General features: G+C 46.4%; 25 protein-coding genes and 2 rRNA genes. 6 read left to right on the top strand and 21 right to left on the bottom strand.

Features of this window, described 5'->3' with window-relative positions; genetic code table 11:
- Positions 1–109: 109 nt before the first annotated feature.
- Both GLV97_RS14065 and GLV97_RS14060 read right to left on the bottom strand, forming a co-directional pair.
- A complete protein-coding gene (locus GLV97_RS14065) occupies positions 110–427 on the bottom strand; it encodes a thioredoxin family protein (protein ID WP_160840794.1) in 318 nt (105 codons plus the stop codon).
- Between the two features lie 32 nt (positions 428–459).
- The gene (locus tag GLV97_RS14060) at positions 460–1,488 is read right to left on the bottom strand and encodes a PTS transporter subunit IIC (RefSeq protein WP_160889917.1); all 1,029 of its coding nucleotides are present in this window, start codon (positions 1,486–1,488) and stop codon (positions 460–462) included.
- Between the two features lie 376 nt (positions 1,489–1,864).
- Between GLV97_RS14060 and GLV97_RS14055 the strand changes: the two genes are divergently transcribed.
- Positions 1,865–2,305 (top strand): YtoQ family protein, encoded by a 441-nt coding sequence (locus tag GLV97_RS14055; protein WP_160836393.1) that lies wholly within the window; start codon positions 1,865–1,867, stop codon positions 2,303–2,305.
- A 71-nt stretch (positions 2,306–2,376) separates the two neighbouring features.
- Here GLV97_RS14055 and GLV97_RS14050 read toward each other — a convergent pair whose 3' ends face one another.
- Entirely contained in the window at positions 2,377–2,880 is a 504-nt protein-coding gene (locus GLV97_RS14050) for a DUF84 family protein (RefSeq protein ID WP_160836521.1), read from the bottom strand.
- A gap of 121 nt (positions 2,881–3,001) precedes the next feature.
- On the bottom strand, positions 3,002–4,069 hold the full coding sequence (locus GLV97_RS14045) for a M42 family metallopeptidase (RefSeq protein WP_160889916.1): 1,068 nt from the start codon (positions 4,067–4,069) through the stop codon (positions 3,002–3,004).
- 151 nt (positions 4,070–4,220) lie between these two features.
- Between GLV97_RS14045 and GLV97_RS14040 the strand changes: the two genes are divergently transcribed.
- Positions 4,221–4,538: a PepSY domain-containing protein gene (locus GLV97_RS14040; protein ID WP_027955101.1), complete on the top strand. Its 318-nt coding sequence runs from the start codon at positions 4,221–4,223 to the stop codon at positions 4,536–4,538.
- A gap of 34 nt (positions 4,539–4,572) precedes the next feature.
- Here GLV97_RS14040 and GLV97_RS14035 read toward each other — a convergent pair whose 3' ends face one another.
- Together GLV97_RS14035 and trmB are read right to left on the bottom strand one after the other, a co-directional pair.
- Complete coding sequence (locus tag GLV97_RS14035) at positions 4,573–5,427, bottom strand: YtnP family quorum-quenching lactonase (RefSeq protein ID WP_160836395.1); 855 nt, start codon at positions 5,425–5,427, stop codon at positions 4,573–4,575.
- A 66-nt stretch (positions 5,428–5,493) separates the two neighbouring features.
- Complete coding sequence (trmB, locus tag GLV97_RS14030) at positions 5,494–6,138, bottom strand: tRNA (guanosine(46)-N7)-methyltransferase TrmB (RefSeq protein WP_160836396.1); 645 nt, start codon at positions 6,136–6,138, stop codon at positions 5,494–5,496.
- A gap of 262 nt (positions 6,139–6,400) precedes the next feature.
- Between trmB and GLV97_RS19830 the strand changes: the two genes are divergently transcribed.
- Positions 6,401–6,574 (top strand): hypothetical protein, encoded by a 174-nt coding sequence (locus tag GLV97_RS19830; RefSeq protein WP_202410652.1) that lies wholly within the window; start codon positions 6,401–6,403, stop codon positions 6,572–6,574.
- 451 nt (positions 6,575–7,025) lie between these two features.
- On the opposite strand, the gene GLV97_RS14025 is transcribed toward GLV97_RS19830, so the two are convergent.
- The 8 genes from GLV97_RS14025 to GLV97_RS13990 all read right to left on the bottom strand — a co-directional run bounded on the left by GLV97_RS14025 (position 7,026) and on the right by GLV97_RS13990 (position 14,182).
- Entirely contained in the window at positions 7,026–7,727 is a 702-nt protein-coding gene (locus tag GLV97_RS14025) for an SDR family NAD(P)-dependent oxidoreductase (RefSeq protein WP_160889915.1), read from the bottom strand.
- Positions 7,728–7,857: 130 nt separating this feature from the next.
- Positions 7,858–8,655, bottom strand: a complete 798-nt coding sequence (locus tag GLV97_RS14020; RefSeq protein WP_160836522.1) for a phosphotransferase family protein — start codon at positions 8,653–8,655, stop codon at positions 7,858–7,860.
- 158 nt (positions 8,656–8,813) lie between these two features.
- The gene (locus GLV97_RS14015) at positions 8,814–9,737 is read right to left on the bottom strand and encodes a diacylglycerol/lipid kinase family protein (RefSeq protein WP_160889914.1); all 924 of its coding nucleotides are present in this window, start codon (positions 9,735–9,737) and stop codon (positions 8,814–8,816) included.
- 214 nt (positions 9,738–9,951) lie between these two features.
- Entirely contained in the window at positions 9,952–10,869 is a 918-nt protein-coding gene (locus GLV97_RS14010) for an NERD domain-containing protein (RefSeq protein WP_160840796.1), read from the bottom strand.
- Between the two features lie 14 nt (positions 10,870–10,883).
- A complete protein-coding gene (gene thpR, locus GLV97_RS14005; RefSeq protein WP_160836400.1) occupies positions 10,884–11,432 on the bottom strand; it encodes an RNA 2',3'-cyclic phosphodiesterase in 549 nt (182 codons plus the stop codon).
- Positions 11,429–11,674: a hypothetical protein gene (locus GLV97_RS14000; protein ID WP_160836401.1), complete on the bottom strand. Its 246-nt coding sequence runs from the start codon at positions 11,672–11,674 to the stop codon at positions 11,429–11,431. Before GLV97_RS14000 ends, thpR begins: the two co-directional genes overlap by 4 nt.
- A 145-nt stretch (positions 11,675–11,819) precedes the next feature.
- Positions 11,820–13,190, bottom strand: coding sequence for a dipeptidase PepV (pepV, locus tag GLV97_RS13995; RefSeq protein ID WP_160836402.1), 1,371 nt, complete (start codon positions 13,188–13,190; stop codon positions 11,820–11,822).
- Complete coding sequence (locus tag GLV97_RS13990) at positions 13,187–14,182, bottom strand: potassium channel family protein (protein WP_237417229.1); 996 nt, start codon at positions 14,180–14,182, stop codon at positions 13,187–13,189. Before GLV97_RS13990 ends, pepV begins: the two co-directional genes overlap by 4 nt.
- Positions 14,183–14,394: 212 nt before the next feature.
- Between GLV97_RS13990 and GLV97_RS13985 the strand changes: the two genes are divergently transcribed.
- Positions 14,395–14,592 carry a DeoR family transcriptional regulator gene (locus GLV97_RS13985; RefSeq protein WP_373562364.1) on the top strand — a complete coding sequence of 66 codons (198 nt, stop codon included), beginning with the start codon at positions 14,395–14,397 and terminating at the stop codon, positions 14,590–14,592.
- Positions 14,593–14,663: 71 nt separating this feature from the next.
- On the opposite strand, the gene GLV97_RS13980 is transcribed toward GLV97_RS13985, so the two are convergent.
- Both GLV97_RS13980 and GLV97_RS13975 read right to left on the bottom strand, forming a co-directional pair.
- Entirely contained in the window at positions 14,664–15,383 is a 720-nt protein-coding gene (locus GLV97_RS13980) for a pseudouridine synthase (RefSeq protein ID WP_160836405.1), read from the bottom strand.
- Between the two features lie 12 nt (positions 15,384–15,395).
- The gene (locus GLV97_RS13975; RefSeq protein WP_160889913.1) at positions 15,396–17,003 is read right to left on the bottom strand and encodes a putative polysaccharide biosynthesis protein; all 1,608 of its coding nucleotides are present in this window, start codon (positions 17,001–17,003) and stop codon (positions 15,396–15,398) included.
- A 104-nt stretch (positions 17,004–17,107) separates the two neighbouring features.
- Here GLV97_RS13975 and GLV97_RS13970 point away from each other — a divergent pair, with 104 nt between their 5' ends.
- On the top strand, positions 17,108–18,367 hold the full coding sequence (locus tag GLV97_RS13970; protein WP_160836407.1) for an NAD(P)/FAD-dependent oxidoreductase: 1,260 nt from the start codon (positions 17,108–17,110) through the stop codon (positions 18,365–18,367).
- Positions 18,368–18,387: 20 nt separating this feature from the next.
- On the opposite strand, the gene GLV97_RS13965 is transcribed toward GLV97_RS13970, so the two are convergent.
- Positions 18,388–18,645, bottom strand: a complete 258-nt coding sequence (locus tag GLV97_RS13965; protein WP_224870832.1) for a hypothetical protein — start codon at positions 18,643–18,645, stop codon at positions 18,388–18,390.
- Positions 18,646–18,694: 49 nt separating this feature from the next.
- Positions 18,695–18,964: a hypothetical protein gene (locus tag GLV97_RS13960; RefSeq protein ID WP_160836408.1), complete on the bottom strand. Its 270-nt coding sequence runs from the start codon at positions 18,962–18,964 to the stop codon at positions 18,695–18,697.
- A 208-nt stretch (positions 18,965–19,172) separates the two neighbouring features.
- Between GLV97_RS13960 and GLV97_RS13955 the strand changes: the two genes are divergently transcribed.
- On the top strand, positions 19,173–19,436 hold the full coding sequence (locus tag GLV97_RS13955; RefSeq protein WP_160836409.1) for a hypothetical protein: 264 nt from the start codon (positions 19,173–19,175) through the stop codon (positions 19,434–19,436).
- Between the two features lie 79 nt (positions 19,437–19,515).
- Here GLV97_RS13955 and GLV97_RS13950 read toward each other — a convergent pair whose 3' ends face one another.
- The 3 genes from GLV97_RS13950 to GLV97_RS13940 form a co-directional block, all read right to left on the bottom strand.
- The gene (locus tag GLV97_RS13950; protein ID WP_160889912.1) at positions 19,516–20,682 is read right to left on the bottom strand and encodes an iron-containing alcohol dehydrogenase; all 1,167 of its coding nucleotides are present in this window, start codon (positions 20,680–20,682) and stop codon (positions 19,516–19,518) included.
- A gap of 247 nt (positions 20,683–20,929) precedes the next feature.
- Positions 20,930–21,043, bottom strand: a 5S ribosomal RNA gene (gene rrf, locus GLV97_RS13945).
- A gap of 200 nt (positions 21,044–21,243) precedes the next feature.
- Positions 21,244–21,432: ribosomal RNA gene (locus GLV97_RS13940) — 23S ribosomal RNA — on the bottom strand; the annotation flags it as partial.

Raw genomic sequence — 21,432 nt, 5'->3', positions numbered from 1 at the left:
AGGATCATGTCCTTGATTTCTCTTCGATTTGCATACCCTTCCATTATACACACATCTCAATGGTAAAAAAAGCAGACAGGCTGCGCCATCTGCACAGCCTGTCTTCGGCTTAACTGGAAACTTTCGTTAAGAATGCTTCAATTTCTTCTTTCGACTTACGGTCTTTACTTACAAACCGACCGACTTCCTCACCATCACGGACGGCCAGGAAACTCGGAATTCCAAAAATGTCATGTTCGGCGCAGACGTGAATGAATTGGTCCCGGTCTACATAGACAAATGTCCAGTCGGAATAGTTTTCTTCGAGCTCAGGAAGAAATGGCTCAATCACTCTGCAGTCCGGGCACCAGTCCGCAGAAAAGAGTAAAATAACAGATTCATTCTCTGTTAATTCTTTTAATTGCTGATCAGATTCTAATGTAATCATAAGGACACCTCCTCCGCTATTCTAGCACAGGATCACTCATATTCAATTCTCATGTCTCCAGGCTGAATCCACCCTCTTCTGGAAAACCAGTAATAGAAACCGTAGCTGATTACGGCTGGTCCTATAAAGTGCAGGAAAAGAATGACGAGTCCAACTTCAAGTGAAAGCCCCATCGTCTCAATAGTCATAATCTGACCGACAAAACCACTCGTCCCCATACCGGCTCCGGCTGCATTGTTTTCCATCGACAGCCAAACCGTTGCTGCAGGAGCCAGCAGTGCTCCTGCCAACGTCGGCGGAAGAATGATCAGCGGTTTTTTTACGACATTGGCAACCTGGAGCATGGATGTACCGATGCCCTGGGCAAGTGCGCCTCCAAATCCATTATCTTTATAGCTGGTTACGGCAAACCCAATCATCTGAGCCGCACAGCCGACAGTAGCCGCTCCAGCTGCTGCTCCTTCCAGAGAAAGCATGAGAGCGATGGCCAGACTGGAGATGGGTGCGGTTAACGCCAGACCCATGAGAACCGCCACAAGAATTCCCATTAACAACGGCTGCTGCTGCGTGGACCAGTTGATGATTTCCCCCAGACCGGTCATAAACGTTCCGATAGGGGCACCAATCAGCACACCGATGAAATATCCCACTAGAATCGTAGAAAAAGGAGTGAGGATAATATCAATTTTCGTTTCCTTACTAACAAGTTTTCCAAATTCGGCTGCAAAAAGAGCGGCAACATAACTGCCGGCCGGTCCTCCGAGCTCAGCCCCGTAAGCTCCGCTGAATAAGGCAGCAAAGATTACGAGCGGTGGCGCTTTCAACCCGTAGGCTATTGCAGCCCCTATGGCGCCTCCCCATATTTTTGTATCCATCGCGAAGGTTCCCATATCTATGAGAGAAGCTGAGAACATCCCTAAATCCAGTTGTTCACCAATGGTTTTCATAATCAACCCAATGATTAATGAAGAAAAAAGTCCGAGAGCCATGTAGCTGAGGGCCGTTATGAAATAGGCTTGAACTGAAATATGCACTCCTTTTTTAATTAAAAACTTTTTCATTTCCTGACCTCCTGTCTTACCGAAAAGATTATACACTGATATAAAACATGTGTAAAGACACTTTTCCACACATTTCCACAAGGCCTTTACTAACACTCCTAAAAGGCTGGGTTTCTATTGTCTTCCTAAGAGTTGAGTTCTATTATGGCTTCCTGCTGCTTTTTGCAGGAATATCGACTTTGGGACAGTCAGAACAGATTTAGAAGAGTCTTCTTATGAGCGGAAGGAAGAGGTGTGTCCGTTGGACGTAGATTCTTTGAAAGCCCACGCATGGGATCCAGGCGGAAAAGCGAAGTTCCCGACAGAGAGCTGTCACTGGACTTGGACAGCCTTCTCTCTCATACTGAAAAGGAAGAAAATTTTGGGAGGGATCATTATGGAACTTACCGTATACTTAGCCGGCCAGATCCACGATGACTGGCGCAGGGAAATCAAATCAAAGGCGGATGAGAAGCAGCTGCCTTTGACTTTTGTCGGCCCTCAGGAAAATCATGCACGGTCCGACGATATTGGGGAAAACATTCTTGGTGAACAACCTGGTCAAGTGGCAAGAGACGATGCTGCCTCTTCCATCAACAACTTCCGCACGAGAGTTTTATTAAATAAGGCGGATGCTGTCATCGCCTATTTCGGTGAATCCTATAAACAATGGAATACAGCCATGGATGCAGGAGCGGCTGTTCAGGCAGGCCGACCACTTATCCTGATCCGACCGGAGTCCCTCGTCCATCCGTTAAAGGAGCTCTCCAATCAGGCGGATGTAACAGTAGAAACTATTGATCAGGCTGTTGAGGTCCTTTCTTATATTTATGAGTAAAAAAGATGGAGCCGTTCTCCTAAGAAAACGGCTCCTGACATAAAAGAATGGACGGGGGGATCCCCGTCCATTTATTGTTGATCAAATTCCCATTGTCCCTTAAGAAGCTGGACAACGTGAGTGAACATATCTTCTCGATGAATCAGACCATTCGTAAATATACCGATGGCCCCTTCGTTTTTTCGGACATCGTGCTTATCTGCGTATTCATCCATGACATCGCCTAATTCTTTTCCTTTTTCCAGTCCTGCCTTCACCTCGTCCGGCAGTCGGATTCTGGCTCCGCTTGCACTGTAGACGTTTTCTTTTTCATCTACAAGCGCGCCCCAGTTGCAAAGGTAGAGATCATCTTCGATTTCCATGACTCCGCCTTCCAGGCCGATGCCCATTTTAGATTTATGGTGCGACGCACATTCGCGTGCTCTATTGACGGCGCCCTCCAAGGTCTCTTCATCAGAAAAGGGCTGCGCTGCCACTTTTGATTCAACTTCCATCCCCACAACTTCGGCTTCCGGGAACACCCTCTTCACCGAATCAACCTTCGTAGGGTTCTTTGATCCTACATAAATCTTCAACATAACAGGCACCTTTCTCCTTCTCACTTGTATTCTTTCAAGGTCCTTGAATTCTTTAGTTCCTATCATTCTAGCATAAAGTCACACCCGCTGACATCAGCAAGTGTGACTTTTTGGTAATCTATACGTTGCGGCGGATTTCATCAACGGTGGATTGGTCCGACGCTTTGACAAGCTTCACAAGAAGTTCTTTGGCTGCCGCATAATCATCCACATGAATAATGGAAGAGGAGGTATGGATGTACCGGGAGCTGATTCCAACGACTGCAGATGGAACTCCATCATTCGCCATATGCACCCGTCCGGCATCGGTTCCGCCCTGGGAAACAAAATACTGGTATGGAATATCATGGGTCTCTGCTGTATCCAGAATGAATTCCCTCATTCCACGGTGCGTCACCATGGAACGATCCAGAATACGCAGAAGCGCTCCTTTACCGAGCTGACCGAATTCCTTTTTGTCCCCGCTCATATCATTGGCCGGTGAAGCGTCCATTGCATAAAAGATATCGGGTTGAATCATGTTGGCTGCCACCTGTGCCCCACGCAGCCCCACTTCTTCCTGGACGGTGGCGCCTGAATAAAGGACATTCGGAAGCTTTTCTCCTTGAAGCTCTTTCAGGAGTTCGATGGAAAGACCACAGCCATATCGGTTATCCCAGGCTTTCGCAAGGATTTTCTTTTCATTAGCCATCGGTGTAAACGGACAGATTGGAACAATTGGCTGCCCGGGCTTGATCCCGATTTCCCTGGCGTCTTCTTTATTATCCGCTCCAATATCAATCAGCATGTTTTTGATTTCCATCGGCTTTTTGCGTTGTTCCGGCGTCAAATTGTGAGGGGGAATGGATCCGATGACACCTACGACAGGACCCCGGTCTGTCACCACTTGAACACGCTGGGCCAAAAGAACCTGATTCCACCAGCCTCCAAGCGGCTGAAAACGAATCATCCCGTTTTCGGTGACTTGAGTGACCATGAAGCCGACTTCATCCATATGGCCGGCAGCCATAACCGTCGGCCCCTTTCCTTTCTTCACTCCAAACACACCGCCAAGGCGGTCCTGAACGATTTCATCGGAATACTTTTCTAATTCTTCCTTCATAAATTGGCGGACCAGATGCTCGTTACCAGGTGCACCCGGCAGTTCCGTCAACGTTTTGAAAAGATCTTGGGTTTCTTGGTTCATATGTACATCTCCTTTATTTCCATCTGTTTTCATTTTAACGGAATTGTGAAAACGTTTCTACAAATCCGCCGCTCAAATGAGTTTTGATTTTCTTTTAACGGGAATATTTAGTATACTGGACACTAGAAACTAGTTGTGAGGTGATTGGTTAATGAATTGGAAAAAAGTCGCGATAGCCGCAGGTGTAGGAGCACTGGCCGGTTATATTGTAAAAGAACAAATCAGCAGCAGTCAGAATGTTACTCCTGAAAAGGCATTGAAAATCGCAAAAGAAGCCTTTAAGAAACAAGGGCCGATCAGCGGCTCATGGATCTACATGAAGCCGGAGGAACTGAATAAAAACGGCATCAACTATGATGTGTATCGAGGCGGCATCTCCAAGAACCAGGACGGGGAAACCTCTCAATTCGAATTTTATATCGATACAGACACCGGCACGATCGTCGATGTAGCCGAAACAACAGCGTAACTTATAAAAATACCCTCTGCAGAGAGGGTATTTTTTATGTGTAATGGTGCTTTTTCTGTTCGACCTGATCGATGATATTGCCCTCATGGTCATATTTCAGCGCTCGGTAAACGGCATCGTGGTAAAACGTGTACCAGGCTTTTTTATCATACCCAAATTCCATCCATTTCTTCTTTTCATGAACAGATGTAACAGGATAATCATCATATGCGAGAGCCCACAGTACATTCTGATGGGCATGAGTAGGCATTAAATCAGCCATATGGATCCAAACGTGCTCTCCTTCCTCGTACACAAGAACCGCATGGCCGTCACTATGACCGCTTGTGTGGATCATCCGCAGTCCGGGAACAACCTCCAGGCTGTCCTCAAACGTATGGACCTGATGTTCCACGGGTTTCCAGTTATCCTCCCAATATGTATTGATGGATCTCATATTCGGATTCCTCATTTCCTCCCATTCCGTCCTGCTTGTATAAATGACAGCTTCAGGAAAAGCAGGGACAAGCTTTTCTCCCTCCCAGCGGGTTAGACCGCAGGCGTGGTCGAAATGAAGGTGAGTCATCAAAACATAATCAATATCCGCACGTGTCAGGTTGAACGCTTGAAGTCCTTCATCTACTTTGGATTCTTCAAACACTCCGAAATTACGCCTCTGTTTTTCACTCATTTTCCCGTTTCCAATACCAGAGTCGATGAGCATACGCTTCCCTTCCAACTCTACAAGTATAGGGTCTGTCCGAAGTTCAATTTGGTTTTTATCGTTTACTGGATACTTTTTGCTCCATAACGCTCTTGGTACGACACCAAACATCGCCCCTCCGTCCAGATGGGTTACTCCTCCATCCAGCCAGGTCAGCTCAGCTTTACCGATTGACAGCTTTTCCACCTTCATCACCCCTTACATAAAGATAGCTCTAGTTTATCATAATAACTAGAGCTCTTGAAAACGCTATCAAGTTGTGAACCTTGCTGTACACCGGTAAATCGGCTGTCCTTTTGCTGAAAATTTCTCTTCATATTCCGTCGTAACATTCAATGGATCCTCATCTGCATGCAGATCGACAGATACGTCTTCGAGGATCATGCCGTACTCAGAAAAACTGACAAGTGAATATTCGAATAATCCTTTGTTATCCGTTTTCAACGTCACCCTGCCCTCTTCTTTGAGAACGGATTCGTATTGAGAAAGGAACGTATGGAAGGTCAGCCTCCGCTTTTCATGTTTCGTTTTCGGCCAGGGATCGGAAAAGTTCAAATAAATATGATCGACTTCATTATGTTCAAACAGATCAGTCAAATCTTTAGCATTTTCATTAACCATCCGAACGTTCTCTGTCTCCGCATCCTTGACTTTTTTCACCGCACCGACAATGACACTCTTTACGAATTCAATGCCGATAAAGTTGATTTCCGGATGCTGGACACCCATGCCGGCAATAAACTGACCTTTTCCTGATCCGATTTCCAAATGAAGAGGCTGTTCAGGGTGGGAAAATAACGCCTTCCAGCTTCCCTTTTGTGCAAACGGGTCCTGAACGACAATCTGATCCTCTTCGCTTAGAAAATCGTCCGCCCAGGGTTTATTTCTTAAACGCATGTATGGAATTCCTCCTTCTTATCGATAAAATGGTACCATGAAGCCCGGAAAATTGAAAATCTTTTTCTATATTTGATGTATCTGTACGTATTCCGGACAATTCGTGATGATTAAAGCCATTTCTTCCTCTATATCTTCTTCAGAACGTCTGCTCCGTGTATAACGTAAAATTTACCGTTATTAGGGGGTTGGGTTGTAAGCGCTTCCTAATTTATGATGAATATCGTGTTGATCAATACTGAACGGGAGTGATGAGAAAGCTATGAAATTGATGACAAAACTTTTTGAAGTATCTGTTCTGGCCGTCTTCTCTGTTCTATTCGCAGGCTATGCCCTGTTTGTGTATCCGTTTGAAAAGATGTCTGAACTTATGAGTGCAGAAGTGAAAGCGAAAAAGCTTAAATATACACCAGCCACACAAAAAACCGCTGCCTAAGGGGAGGCCGTTGAATAACTCCTGCCTGGGTAAAGGTGGTTGTTGATTCTCACGAACCGCATGTCGATGGATGCCTGCTACGGGCGTCACCATCGGACGCTCTTCGTGGAATCAACGGCGTCCCACCTAAAAAGAGTGATGTTCTTTTAATGATAAAAGAACATCACTCTTTTTTTGTACAATGAAAAAATACATAAAGACCCGGAAATGAGGCAGCCTCATCTCCGGGTCTTAAAAGTATGCGCCTTCAATCCGCCATTGTGATTACTACAGCGAATGTGAAACGAATGAAGGAATAGAAAGGATATGCCTCCTGAAAATAAAAAAAGCGGATGACATGGATAAAATACTCCATGGCATTCCACATTTTTGACCTTTACCTTTCAAGAATCTCCGTTTTTAAGTGGCCGTGCCTAAGGGCAGTGTTTTTTTCATTAAGGCTGACAGCCCATTAAAATTCAAGCTCCTCCTTGTCTTTGAAGAATTTCCCTGTCGGACCATCCTCCTCCAGCTGCGAAAGCCATAAGATCCCTTCCATGGCCTCTTCCGGCTCCCGCTCTGCCTTTTCTCCTCCAAGGTCCGTTTTCACCCAGCCGGGACTTACGGAGTTCACTTTCACGTTCTTCCGGCGTGCTGCTCCTGCAAACAACCTCGTCAAGGCATTCAAGCTGTACTTGGACGCTTTATAGGCGCCGGCCATTGGAGCGTCCATCGCCCGGCTGACCCCTATCTCTGCGGCAACGTTAACGATCCGGCCATAATTATTCTCAAGCATCACAGGCATAAGGCTGCTCATGAGAAAATAAGGACCAAAATAATTCACAAGTTGAATTTCCTCAAAGGTGACCGCGTCAATGTCCAGAATGGAACTTTTTTTATCCGGGAAGATGCCGGCATTATTGATCAGGGCATCGATCCGGCCGTCCTCTTCAAGAATTTTATCCCTCACTGCATCCATCTTATCCGGCTGGGCAGCATCAAGGAAAATAAACTGGACGTCGAGTCCCTCCTCCTGAAGCCGGAAGGCCGCTTCCTTCCCTTTCTCCTCATTTCTGGCTCCGTGCCATACCTTAAACCCTGCTTCTGACAGCTGACGGCATGCCTCAAAACCCAGGCCGCGGTTTCCACCTGACACGAGTACGTTTTTCTCCATATCATACCCCTCCCAATGACTGATACCTCAACGATACCCGCCTGTTTGGAAAATTGATCCTTTGGATGTTCTCGAAGCCGTCAAAAAAAGCTTATGCCGCGGCGGCATAAGCTTTCCCTCTATTGGACGTTTATATAATTCCATGCTGCTTCATGATGGTTTTTAACTTTTCCGTTCGTACGGAGGATTCATGATATTCGCCCCGCATTTGATGCCACTGGATAAAAGAAAGAGCCTGGGAGATGGAATACCATTTCATCCGTTGGAACATATGGGAATCCGGCTGGATGCCATACTCCTTCAGCCACGTTTCCCAATAATCCTCAGGGATATAGTTATATAAAAGCATTCCAAGATCCAAAGCCGGATCAGCTACCATAGCGTTATCCCAATCAATCAGATAAAGGTGATCTCTTGCTGATAACATCCAGTTATTATGATTTGTATCACAATGGCAGACGACGTGAACATCATGCTGAACATTCCAAACTTCCTGCTCAAGGTATCTGACGGCCTGATGAATTTCTATCCTCGGGTCCACCTTATCAAGAACCTTCTGATTTTCCTTAATGTCCAAAAGTATTTCATCAGGGGTTAAAGGATGCTTACCCAGTCTCATTAACATATCCAGCAGCTCAGTGGAATGGTGAATCTTACTTAACAGGGCTGCGACTCTCGGGTGTTTCATCTCTTCTGGATTTAACTCCCGCCCGTCCAGCCATTCCTGGGCAGTAATGACATCCCCGTTCTCCAGCCTTTTGGTCCAGATCAGCTTAGGAACGATCCCTTCTGCAGACAGGACAGCTAAAAAAGGTGAAGAGTTGCGTTTTAAAAACAGCCGCTTCTCATCTGTCTGGGCATAGTAAGCTTCCCCTGTTGAACCGCCTGCTGGTGTTATTGTCCAATTACTACCGAGTATATGTTCCAACCAATTCACCTTCAATTCCTCAAATCCTCTTGTGATTGAATCACATCTTTATTCATTCAGTATACCGTACTTTTGTCATTATTCGAAATATACCCTGCCGATTCAATAGTCACCTTAGAATAGATTAACTCATTGATCTGTAAAGTTTCAAGAGATATCTATGAATTGCTGAGGAATGTCGTTTTTGATGACGCTTTCTTCATCAGCCATTCATCTGAGCGGGAAGGCTGGCCGTCGACCTGGAAAAACGTTTCATGCTTTGTACGGATGTGCACCGTGTCTGCCTCCCACTCCACAACCTCCTTCAATGCTGTATGTTTTCCTATAAAAACGCTGAGGAATAGAGTGAGCAGTTTCTGTTTGGACAGAGCTCGAACGAGTATGACCGACATGCGCGGATGTTGAAAATCAGACCGGGGAGCCAATTTCATACCGCCTCCGAAATAAGGGTGATTGGTCATCGTAATCATCATCACTTTTTCCATCACAGGTGCCTGACCATCCAGCTTCACTTCCACCTCAAAGGGCTTGAAAGACGGTAGAGCACAAATGAGAGCAGCGGGGTAGATCCACTTCGTTAAATGAAGCCGGCGCATCCATACCCTAAAAGCCGGACGGTCTGCATAAGAGGCCACAGCCCCGTCAAAACCGATTCCGATATTGTTCAAGAAGGTTCTTTCTTCCCCCTTCGGCAAACGGTAGTTTCCAAGATAAACATGATGCTCCTCCGGATTACGGAGAACCGCTTTAAATAAGGGCAGGATTCCTGCCTTTACACCCAGCCCTCTTGCGAAGTCATTCCCTGAACCGGCCGGTAAAAAACAGATGGGAACCCGCCCCTGCGGCTTCCAGCCATTGATCACTTCATGAAGGGTGCCGTCCCCTCCAAGGACCAGGCAGGCTTTCAAGGAAGGGGCCTCTATTTTTGACAGCTCCGCCGCCAGCGCTTCCGCCCCTTCTGAGGCCTTTGTGAAAAATGTCCGGATGTTTTGTCTATGGTATTCCTTAGTTTTTTTAAGCTGTTTGAAAAGCTTCAACCCCCGGCCGTTTCCTGCCGCGGGATTCACAATCAGGATATACATACGCCCACTCCCTGTAAGTCGAATGGCTGTCCATTCCCTGCTTTTCACATCTACTACGGATATAAAGGAAGGGAATCGTGCGGTTAATAGGGTCACCGGCTGCAGGATTTTTTCATATATCCTAATCCATCACAGCCGTTGAACCGTGACGGCTATGAAAAAGAGCGGGGACGGTTATAACCATCAAAATCAACTCACATCAACTCCGTGATTCCTATTCTTCCAAAGAGTCTTCTGTATCCCATTCTGCTCGTTTGACAGCACTTGTCCGGCAGTGCTTCAAAAGGGCTTCTGCTGTTTTCAACTGCTTATGTTTCAAAGGTGTGCGCATCTGCCTTTTCTCATACAGCCAACGATTGTACTCTTTATCTCCGATATAGAACGTCTCGTAAGGCTCCTGCATTTTTTCAAACGACAATTGAGGGGATAGGACGACTTTGGTATAGGGAAAGTCAATGTCATATGTTTTTAAAACACTGCGCACGAAAGTTTCTGTCCGCTTTAGCGAAATTAAAGGACTCGGGACTTTCCTCTGAATATTCCCGTCTTCCAAAAGCCACGTGTGCTCAGACAAGACATAAGCGGTTTCACCAGCGCGCGCCGGAAGGGATGTAATCAATTCCAGGCTGTTTGGACCGATCAGGATATGATCGATTTCCAAATCCGTATTTCTCAGCTGAGCCACAGGATCGTACATGAGCAGATAGGTATCCGGAAAGCGTTGAAGATAGAAGGAAAGGGATGCATCCTCCTGATAGGACGGATGTAAAAAGGACTTATTCTGGAGCGTTGTGGTTGCCCATTTCAATTGAAACGGAAGCAGACCATCGAGATAATACTGCTTTAACTCCCTCAAGGACCGCGGGGTTTTCCGGCTTTCTAAAGGGGCGGCCGCTTCAACCGGCTGTTCCACCTTCTTCTCCCGGAACAACGCTTTCCACCACGGGATTTTTTCGATTTCCGTTTCATCCGTGACGGCTGATTCGCTTTGAAAGTCAAGCTGTCCCCTCTCATAAAGGGTGCGCATCTTCTGCCAGTTTTCCTGTTTTAACCGGATAAACTGTGCAGGATACTGATACATATTCACATGATATCTGGATATATAATCATTCAGTTTAATTAATTGAGCCATTGTTATCCCTACTTTTACAAATCAATGGTGAACACGTCTTTATACTTCGGATTTTCACCAGGGTGGATTCTGTACAGGGTGATGCGTTCCACCATGATGGAAAACTGCTGTTGAAAAACGGCGGGAACGTGACTGAGTGAAAGCGGTGACCGTCCTTCCGCCTGTTTTTTCGCAAGCGTTATATGGGGGTGGAAATCTCTTTTTTCCCGTTCCCAGCCCGACGCAGCTGCCGCCTCCTCCACCCGCTTATACAGCTTTACCAGACCGGGAGGCTTCTCCACCTCTGCAAGAAAAACCCTCGGAGCTTCCGGATGACCAAAACCACCGGCCGGGCCGACAGTTGTGGAAAATGCATCCGGCAGGTTTTGCTGCTGGAGCATGGACATGAGCCTGTTTATTTTTTCATCGGATGCCGCTCCTAAAAACTTTAGAGTCACGTGAAAGTCTTCTGCATTCGTCCATACTTTGTAACGCATATGCTTCTGGAGAGTATGCTGCCAGCTGGACAAATGCCCGGCAAGTTCCCTCGGTACTTGAATACCCACGAAATAATGGCTGTTCATAAGCAGGCCTCCGCTCTGGATAAATTTATTTGATGTCTGAGTACGAATAACAGCGCTGTCCCCCCACACGTTACTAAAGAGAAAATGCCGTACATAAAAGCTTCGCTGTGCCAGTCGATAAAAACCCCTCCGAGAAAAGTGAATACGGCGTTACCATGTCCATTTTTCACCGCCGCAGCACGCACGTCAGTCAGTGCAATTTCCAGCACAAACAACAAACCTGCCGGGATATACAAATCCATAGAGACTCCTTGTGCTGCCGTACTTGCATAAATACCAGTCGTACTCGGTTAAAAATAGTATAAGACCCATTGCGAGCAGGAAAGCCAGTCCTACACCGGAGAGGGTCCCTTTTGCTGACCTCCCCCAATGGATGGAAGTGAAGTTTTATTTTGTGAGCCTGTATAGACTCTCTGCATAGATTGCCATAGCCTTGACCATGTCCTGGAGCCGCACGTGCTCATCTGCCTGGTGGGCTGTATCCGGGCTGTCAGCAAACATCGCTCCGAAAGCTACACCCGTTTTCAAAGCCCGGGCGTAAGTAGCTCCTCCAATGGATAAAGCTTCAGCCTTCTCCCCCGTGGCATCGTTATACACCGTCAACAATGTCTGCACAAAAGGGTCCTCTTTCTCGAGGTGGATAGAAGCAAGATGATCATAAATCTCAAGTTTCCCTTCGTTTCTCTCCAACGCCGTATGCAGCTCTCTGATAACCTGATCGGCATCAGCCGTTACTGGATATCGAAGGTTCACCCCGGCCTTCCAGCCTTCGTTTGTTTTCTCAAGAGAACCCAAGTTTGACGTTAATGGACCAGACACATCATCACTAATCTCTAATCCAAGTCCCCGCCCATTCGTATCTTTAAAACTGGCGTGCAGATGTTCGGCAGCCGCCTGGTCGGAAGCAGGGAGAGGAAGCGTTTTTAAAAAACCAAGCAGATCGGTCAGCGCGTTTTTCCCTGTCTCCGGCCGGCTCGCATGAGCCGCTCTCCCTTTAAACACTATCCTTACAGACTCTTCTTTTTCCTCCAGATATGCCTTCTCTTGATCGTCCTTAACATAAGCTTCAAAAGCAGCCCGGATGTCTCCCGATATTTCAGCGACCGCCTCATCGGGCACCATGTTCAAAGGACCTCCGCCTTTCACGTTCAAAAGGGCAGCCTCCCCTTCCCTGCTTGATTCGGAGGGATAGGTAACATAAGCATCCAGCAGCCCCTTTTCAGCATGGATCACTGGAAAAGAAGCATCCGGGGTAAACCCTGCTGCAGGCATTGGTTCCTTCTTAAAATAATGAGCCATTCCCTGCCAGTCCCGCTCTTCGTCTGTTCCTAGGATGAGCCGTATTTTTTTCCTTGGGATAAACCCTTGGTCCTTCAGCATTTTCATTGCCATATAAGCAGCCATCACAGGTCCTTTATCATCCTGGGCTCCCCGCCCATACAGCCTTTCATTTCTTACAACAGGTTCAAAGGGCGGAGAAGTCCACCCTTCCCCGGCAGGAACCACATCAAGGTGGCCGAGCACACCAATGATTTCGTCTCCTTCTCCAAATTCAATATGGCCGGCATATCCGTCGATGTTCTTCGTCACAAAACCGTCTCTTTCCCCTAAAGCCAGCATATGAGACAAGGCTTCCTGTATCGAAGGTCCGAATGGTGTCCCTTCATCTTCTGTGTAAACACTTGGGATGCTGATCAGTTTACCAGCCTGCTGGACGAACGAGTCCAGATAATCTTCACTGAGTTGTTTGAAATTCATGATTGTCCTCCTTTGGAAACGATGGTGTCATAGGTTGTTTTATCACAAACGACATAGAGTTCGGCCTCCGCTGGAATACGTTCATCCAGCTTTCGATTAATCGCCAGATCATTCCGGTCTGCGATGAGAGTGGCTCCTTCTGATAGAAGGTTTTGAAAAGCGTCCCGGTACGTTGTCCATTCCGACCGGGTTGGAATATAAAAGAGATCTTCCCCGACAGAACGCTTCAAGAGTTGTCCATAAATTTCCGAAACCCCTTTTCTAAACGCCGCCCGGACAGCAAGAGAAGAGATCGTTTCACTGGAAACAATGAACTCATCCACCTGTGCATGCTTAAAGTTCTTAATATGCTTTTCTTCCATGATTTCCACAATGGTGTGGACCCCCGGCGCCAGATTCTCCACCGATGATGCAATAAGGAGGGTTTTACCGTCAATCATCTGGTTGCTGGTCATCTGATCATCCGCAAATATCAGCACCGCTTCCGCCTTTGTAATGTTGGCTTTTTCCAGTGTCTTTTGGTCTCCGGCCTCCCCTTTTATGTAGTAAATATTCTCAGTGAGCAGCGGAGCTTTTGGAAGCTGATCAATCAGTACGATTTCACAGTCTTCATGCGTGTCCATCATTTCCCTCACCGCATATTCTGCTTTTTGTGACCAGCCGATAATCACAAAATGTCCTTCATCTTTATACACAATATCACCTTCCAGTCGCTTTTTTCTATAAATGGCCAGACTATCGACGACTTTTCCAATCACAATTCCTATGAGGCCGATCCCAAAGACATATAAAAAGATGGCAATAAGCCTTCCTCCGGCACTGACAGGGTAGTAATCCCCGTATCCGACAGTCGTTACAGTGGTCATGACCCACCAGAACCCATCAAATAATGTCGGGAAGGTATCATTTTCCACGAAAACGATCAAAATACTGGATAGAAACAGCAGGCCTGCACTTGCTGAAAAAAGAACAAGATTATTGACCTTTACCATTTTTAAAAGAATTTTCCTGAAAAAGTACAATTTTATACCTCCGATCTTTAATAATCTGTAAATTAGGTGAATAATCTGTAAATTGAGGGGATTATAGTAGCACGATACCTTTCATTATTGTAGAATGAAACCAAATTCAGAGATTCATTGGCATCACAAGTTCCATATAATGACGATTAAGGAGTGGTTTTTTGAATCATCCATCATCACGTATGCTCGACCGAATCAAAGCTGTCTACCTTTATATTAGAGAAAAAGGGACAGTCTCGACAAATGAGTTAGCAGATGAGTTTGGTATCACTGATCGCACAATGCAGAGGGACTTAAGCATTCTGGAATACAATGGGCTTGTAGCCAGTCCACACCGTGGAAGGTGGACAATCACTGAAAAGAGGGTCAAAATTTCATAATTGAATCATTATCTCTTCTTATATAGATGACACCCGGTCGTGGACCGGGTGTTTTTTTCTTATTCTCGAATTTAGAGGTTTGTGATCTTCCTCAAATACTCCAGTTCCTCATCCGTCAGCTCACGGTATTCTCCGAGCTCCAGCTCTTCATCAAGAACCAGTTCACCCATTTTAATCCGCTGCAGGTACACGACCTTTTTCCCGACAGCTTCAAACATCCGCTTCACCTGATGGAACTTGCCTTCTGTAATCGTCAGTTCAATTTCCGAAAATTCATCAGAAGAGAGAATCACCAGATCGCCCGGCTTGGTATGGTAGCCATCATCCAGGGTAACCCCTTCAGAGAATTTCTCCACATCACTCTCTGTAACCTTCCCTTCAATCCGGGCAAAGTATGTTTTACCTACATCTTTTTTCGGAGATGTCAGCCTGTGGTTCAACTGCCCATCATTCGTTATCAGCAGCAGACCTTCTGTATCCTTATCCAGCCGCCCGACAGGAAAAGGTTCGAAGACGATATCCTCCGGCTGGAGAATATCGATGACAGTTGTTTCATGCGGGTCTTCAGTAGCGGATATCAGATCACCAGGTTTGTTCATCATCAAGTAGATGTATTCCCGGTACTCCACTTCATCTCCCATAACGGTCACTAAATCTTCGTTAGGATCCACATGGCTTTTCGGGCTTTTTTCCGGTTCGCCATTGATGCGGACATGGCCGCTTTTCAAAAGGCCTTTCACTTCTTTACGAGTTCCATATCCCATATTGGCGAGCAGTTTATCAATTCTCAATCCTATTCCTCCTTAGCTGCGCTTCAAGAACTTATTGAGCACACGGACTCTTCCGCCCAGTACATGTTCAAGCAGTGTCGTCTTGTAGGCCGTCCACAAGTAGACGATCCCGCCGGCCCCTATACTGAGTATCAATACAATCAGAGCATGCAGGCGGTTTTCAGTTGGGTCAAATACAAAACCGAGCAGCCATTTGACTATAATGACCGTAATGGCCATGACGGCTGTCAAAATCACAACAAGCAGCGTCCGCTTCAGCAGCTGTTTATAAGCAAATTCGATGGTCGTAAATATCCGCCAGAAATTGAGCCCGACGGCTGCAGCCACACCAATTCCTGTAGCTAAAATCGCGCCTTTGGCACCCAGCAGCTGGATAAGCCACCAGTTCAGGCTGATTTTCAGCAGAATTCCTGTACCAAGACTGACCACAGCAAAATTCTGCTTGTTCACTCCTTGAAGAATGGAAGAAGTGACCGTGTATAAAGCAAGGAACAGGCCTACCGGTGCATACCATCTGAGGAGATCTCCGCGGTATTCAATATGATCCACGCCGTAAAACGTCGCGTACGCTTCCCAAGCGACGACTGATAAACCAACAACGGCTGGTATGATCAACAGGGCAACAATCTGCAGAGCCTGATTAATCTGCTTGTTCAACCGGCTCATCTCATTTTTCGTAAACGCCTGGGTAATTGCCGGAAGCAGGGCCAGTGATAATCCAAGTCCGAGGGTTACGGGAATCATAATTAATTTGTGACTTAGAAAATTAATGATCGAAAAGGCATTGTTATATTCAGCGCCTGACGCCTTAATTGCTTTCTCCAGAGTGAACTGGTCGACAAGCTGGTATAAAGGCGTGGCAATTCCGACCAGAATGAAAGGGCCGGCATATGTGAACAATTCCTTAAACATTTCCTTATTGGACAAGCCGTACGTATATTCCTGGGCCTGCAGCTGGTTTTCCAGGAACGGCTTTCGTTTTCTCCAATACACATAAAGAACGATACAGGAAGCAATCCCTCCGATAAAGGCGGCAAAGGTTGCAAACCCGACAGCTTGGTGGATCGGTCCACCAAGTACCTGGACAATGATAAACGCAGAGGCCAGGAGGAAGACAATCCGTACGATCTGCTCAACGACTTGTGAGACCGCCGTCGGAGCCATCGATTCGTGGCCCTGGAAGAAACCTCTTGTAATACTCATCGGTGGTATTACGAGCAAGGCGAAACTGACCATCTGAATGACCATCGTCGCATGACCGAGGCGTTCAGAATCCGGACCGATTGTCCATATGGCTACCTGTTCAGCTGAGAAGTACAGCATTAAAAACGCGATGACTCCGGTAATAGACATCAGGGTCAGGCCCGCTTTTAACATCCGCTGCCCTGTTTCATAATCTCCAAGCGAGTTGTATTTGGATACAAACTTGGAAACCGCAACAGGTACCCCCATGCTCGATAAGCTGAGCAGGATGCTGTAAGGAACATAAGCAATGGAAAACAGATCCGTTCCTTCTGTTCCCACCATATTTTCAAACGGAACCGTATAAATCATTCCCAGGAACTTGGACAAGAACGTTCCTGCAGTCAATAACATGGTACCTTTAAGTATTTTTGACATAATTCGCTTTTCACCTTCAATTTTATTGTAGAATCGACCTCATCTATTTTATCATAGATAGAGGATAAACAAGGAACGAATGAGATAAGAAAGGAACGACATTTATGAATTACCATGTAACCGTCATTGGCGGCGGGCCTTCCGGGCTGATGGCAGCCATCGCAGCTGCCGAACAGGGTGTAAGTACCCTGTTGATTGAAAAAGGGAAGAAACTGGGCACAAAGCTGGCCATTTCCGGAGGTGGACGCTGTAATGTTACGAACCGTCTTCCAGAGGAGGAAGTGATTAAGCATATCCCGGGAAACGGGAAATTTCTCTACAGTCCCTTCTCCGTGTTCAACAATTACGATATCATCGATTTCTTCGAGGGGCTTGGAGTCGCTCTCAAGGAAGAGGATCACGGCCGGATGTTTCCGGTCAGTAATAAGGCCAAGGATGTTGTCCAGGCTCTTTTGAACCGAATGGATGAGTTGAATATCGAGGTAAGAAAAGAAACACCTGTAGAAGCCATTCACTACGGGGAGAACGAACACGAGATCATTCTGAAGTCCAAAGAAAAAATTCGAACGAATGCGGTCGTCATTGCCGCTGGTGGAAAAGCAGTCCCACATACAGGGTCTACAGGAGACGGCTACGCATGGGCGAAAAAAGCAGGCCATACAATTACGAAGCTCTTTCCAACCGAAGTTCCCCTGCTTTCCAAAGATCCTGTGATTACACAGAAAACCCTGCAGGGACTTTCCCTGCGAGGCGTGAACGTATCTGTTTTAAATCCGAAAGGGAAGAAAATCATTACCCACCGGATGGATATGCTGTTCACTCACTTTGGCCTTTCCGGACCGGCTGTTCTACGCTGCTCTCAGTATGTAGTGAAAGAATTAATGAAAGGGCACTCCCCTGTCCAGGTGGAGATTGACGCTCTTCCAGACCAGCATGAGCAGTCTCTGTTGGACGAGCTGCAGAAGACCATGCAGGACCAGCCCAAAAAGGCTTTTCGGAATATAGTCAAAGGGATGGTACCTGAGCGTCTGCTGGATTATGTACTCGATCAGTCCGAAATTGATCGTGAAGACAAAGCAGCGAACCTGTCCAACCAGCAGCTTCACCAGTTCGTTCAGCTGCTGAAACACTTTACCGTACATGTTCATGACTCTCAGCCTCTTGAAAAAGCCTTTGTTACGGGAGGCGGTGTATCGATTAAGGAAATCGTTCCAAATACGATGCAGTCGAAATTCATGCAGGGTCTTTATTTCTGCGGAGAAGTATTGGACATCCACGGCTATACAGGAGGATACAACATTACGTCAGCTATGGTCACCGGTCGGGTTGCAGGTATGCATGCCGCTTGGGAATCAATGGGCTGATAAAAAAAGTCGAGAAAAGGTCAGCCTTTTCTCGACTTTCTTTGATTATATTCTTCCTCGCGTCCAAGCTCACGGTTGATCAGCAGCTGCATCCCTTCACGATCCTCAGGCGTGATGACCGGATCCAGCTCATGCCAATCGACCATATAAATAATATAGAAGCGCCGTATTCTTCTGAAGTATACGGTTGAATGTGGGAACTTATCAAAATATCCGCGGACCATTTTCCTACGTGAATAACTCCATCTCGTCAGTTGTATGATGATCACCCCGAACATATATTCTCCCAATCAGTATAACGAGGAATCTATGAAAATACAACCGGAATTACCAAATAAAAACAAGTCCGAGGAAAGAGAATAATAGACTGCTGAAAAGGTACAAATATCCGTACACCTGGAGCCGGTCCCACCTGTTAGTTAAACCGAAAACGCCTGCAATAGCCAGCCAGATAATAAGGACCACAAAGATCATGTGCTGGATTTCTCCGATTCCTTCTCTCAGGGAAACAAGATAAAATCCAAGAGGGAGAAGCAGCAGCAGTACAGCATACTTCCAATTCCAAAATGTATTGCGCTTTCTTTCAAACTGAACCATTTCAAACGCTCCTTCATTGCCTGGGTTCCATATGTATGTATCCTTCCGCCTATATTTTACCACACTTTCAAATGTTCATGGATGGATCATTTCCGTTCCCAAATAAAAACGCCCGATCATTGACCGGACGTTTTAGCTGTAGAAAAAGCCTGTGTTAACCAGTTAGAGCTGTCCATTTGTCGTGTAAAGGGTTACTTTCCTCTTATCGGTGGATGAATGCCGCCTGCGTGGAACAGAAAAAGGGAAAGCACAGGCGCTGATGACGGCTGCCTGCCAGAATATGAAAAAGACTGCCTTCCATCCAGCTGTGCTGGGGGAAGCGTCTTTTTCGAATTTAAGGAATCCCCAAGGAGCGGCGCCCCTTCCACTCCTGCGGAAGAACGAGTGGGCCGAGATCGGCGAGCGTGGTTTTTGCGAGGAAGCTCGGGCGCTCGTCCGCGGAAAGGGAAGGGGCTCCCGCTCCTGGCGGTAAGAAAGAAAAAAGCTTGTAAAGAAACAGGAGTTTCTCTACAAGCTGAACGCCCGGTCATTGACCGGGCGTTTCTCATTGATTAAAAATTGACATCTTTACCATAATAAGCGGCTTCAAACAATTGTTTCATCTGCTCTACAGATGTTTCACGTGGGTTGGTGCCTGTACATGGATCTTCTACAGCATTGGCGGCCATTTGATCCACGTGCTCTTTAAACAACTCTTCCTCTACACCAAAGTCTTTTAGTGTATTTGGGATACCCATCTCTTTATTGAGATTGCGCACCCACTCGATCAAGCGGTCAACAAGTTCGGCATCAGATTGACCGGAAAGGCCGATCCGCCGTGCCAGAGCCGCATATCGGTCCTCAACTACACTGCGGTTGAACTGGATGACATATGGGAGATAGATCGCGTTTGCACAACCGTGCGGAACACCGAACGTAGGTCCACTTTTATGAGCCAGGCTGTGAACATTCCCAAGAACAGCATTAGCAAAAGCCATTCCTGCCATCGCTTGTGCATAGTGGACTTTTTCACGGGAATCCTGATCATCTTTATAGGAAGACAGAAGATGCTGATTCAACGTCTCCAGTGCCTCAATGGACAATGCATCCGTGAAGGTCGTTCTTGGCTTAGCCACATACGCCTCAATGCTGTGTGTCACAGCGTCCATACCACTATAGGCGGTTACGCGTTTCGGCATGGATTCAACCATTACCGGATCAATCACCGCAAGATCAGGAGTCAGCTCAAAATCAGCGAGTGGATACTTCACTCCTGTTTCTGATTCGGTAATCACGGATAGGTTGGAGATTTCAGAAGCTGTACCACTTGTGGTAGGAATACCTGCAAACTTTGCCTTCTCTCTTAGAGCTGGCAGGTTAAATGGCTGCATCGCATCCTGGAACGTAAGGTCTGGATGTTCATAGAAAATCCACAAGGCTTTGGCAGCATCCATAGGAGAACCTCCGCCAATACCGATAATCCAATCCGGTCCAAAGTTCTTCACTTCTTCCAGATGATTGTTTACTAAATCCGTAGACGGTTCTTCTGTAATTCCTTCAATAACCTTCGTTTCTATATCTGCTTTAGATAAATGTTGTTTAATTGTATCCAGATTGCCATTTTCTTTAACGGAGCCTCCGCCAATAACAAGGAGTGCCCGGTTACCTTTGATGTCCTGCAGTACTTCAAGAGCATTTTCACCAAAGTAAATATCTCGGGGAATTGTAAATCGATTCATGTTCATACCTCCAAACTAGATTTGAACTCACAATGTGGAGATAACCGTTTATCGCTTCCTTTAAACACCACAGCAGGCAGATGGCACGAATTCGTGACTAAAGACTCTGGTTGTATTATAAAAAAGGGGCTGAAGGCACACGCTTTGCTTAGAAATCATTAGAACCCCATGAACATTCACTTGTTTACGATTGATGGAAAAATAAAATAGAAAAAACCCTTCAGGAAAATCCTGAAGGGTTTGAGTGATGTGGCGGCGTCCTACTCTCACGGGGGTAAACCCGACTACCATCGGCGCTGAAGAGCTTAACTGCTGTGTTCGGCATGGGAACAGGTGTGACCTCTTCGCCTTCACTACCACATCGATATAAAGTTTGAGGTGAACCCTCAAAACCGGATAAGGAAACATTTATTGATTAAACATCATTCACGAAGTTCAGTCCGGCTGCAGCTCCTAAATCCTCGCTGTTCTAAGCACACCTTCTTCAAGACTGAAAAAAACAGCCTTTACGAATGTTTGCTTAGCCAGTCGGATTTGACCAGTCGCTTTCGCCTTTTTCATATAGATAAGTCATCGATCCATTAGTATCCGTCAGCTCCACGTGTCACCACGCTTCCACCTCGGACCTATCAACCTCATCGTCTCTGAGGGATCTTATCTGCTCGAAGCAGAGGGAAATCTCATCTCAAGGGGGGCTTCATGCTTAGATGCTTTCAGCACTTATCCCGACCACACGTAGCTACCCAGCGA

It is taken from the genome of Halobacillus litoralis (assembly GCF_009856355.1).
In the GTDB taxonomy this organism is placed as follows: Bacteria; Bacillota; Bacilli; order Bacillales; family Halobacillaceae; genus Halobacillus; species Halobacillus litoralis_B.
This window is presented reverse-complemented; position numbering and strand designations above follow the sequence as displayed.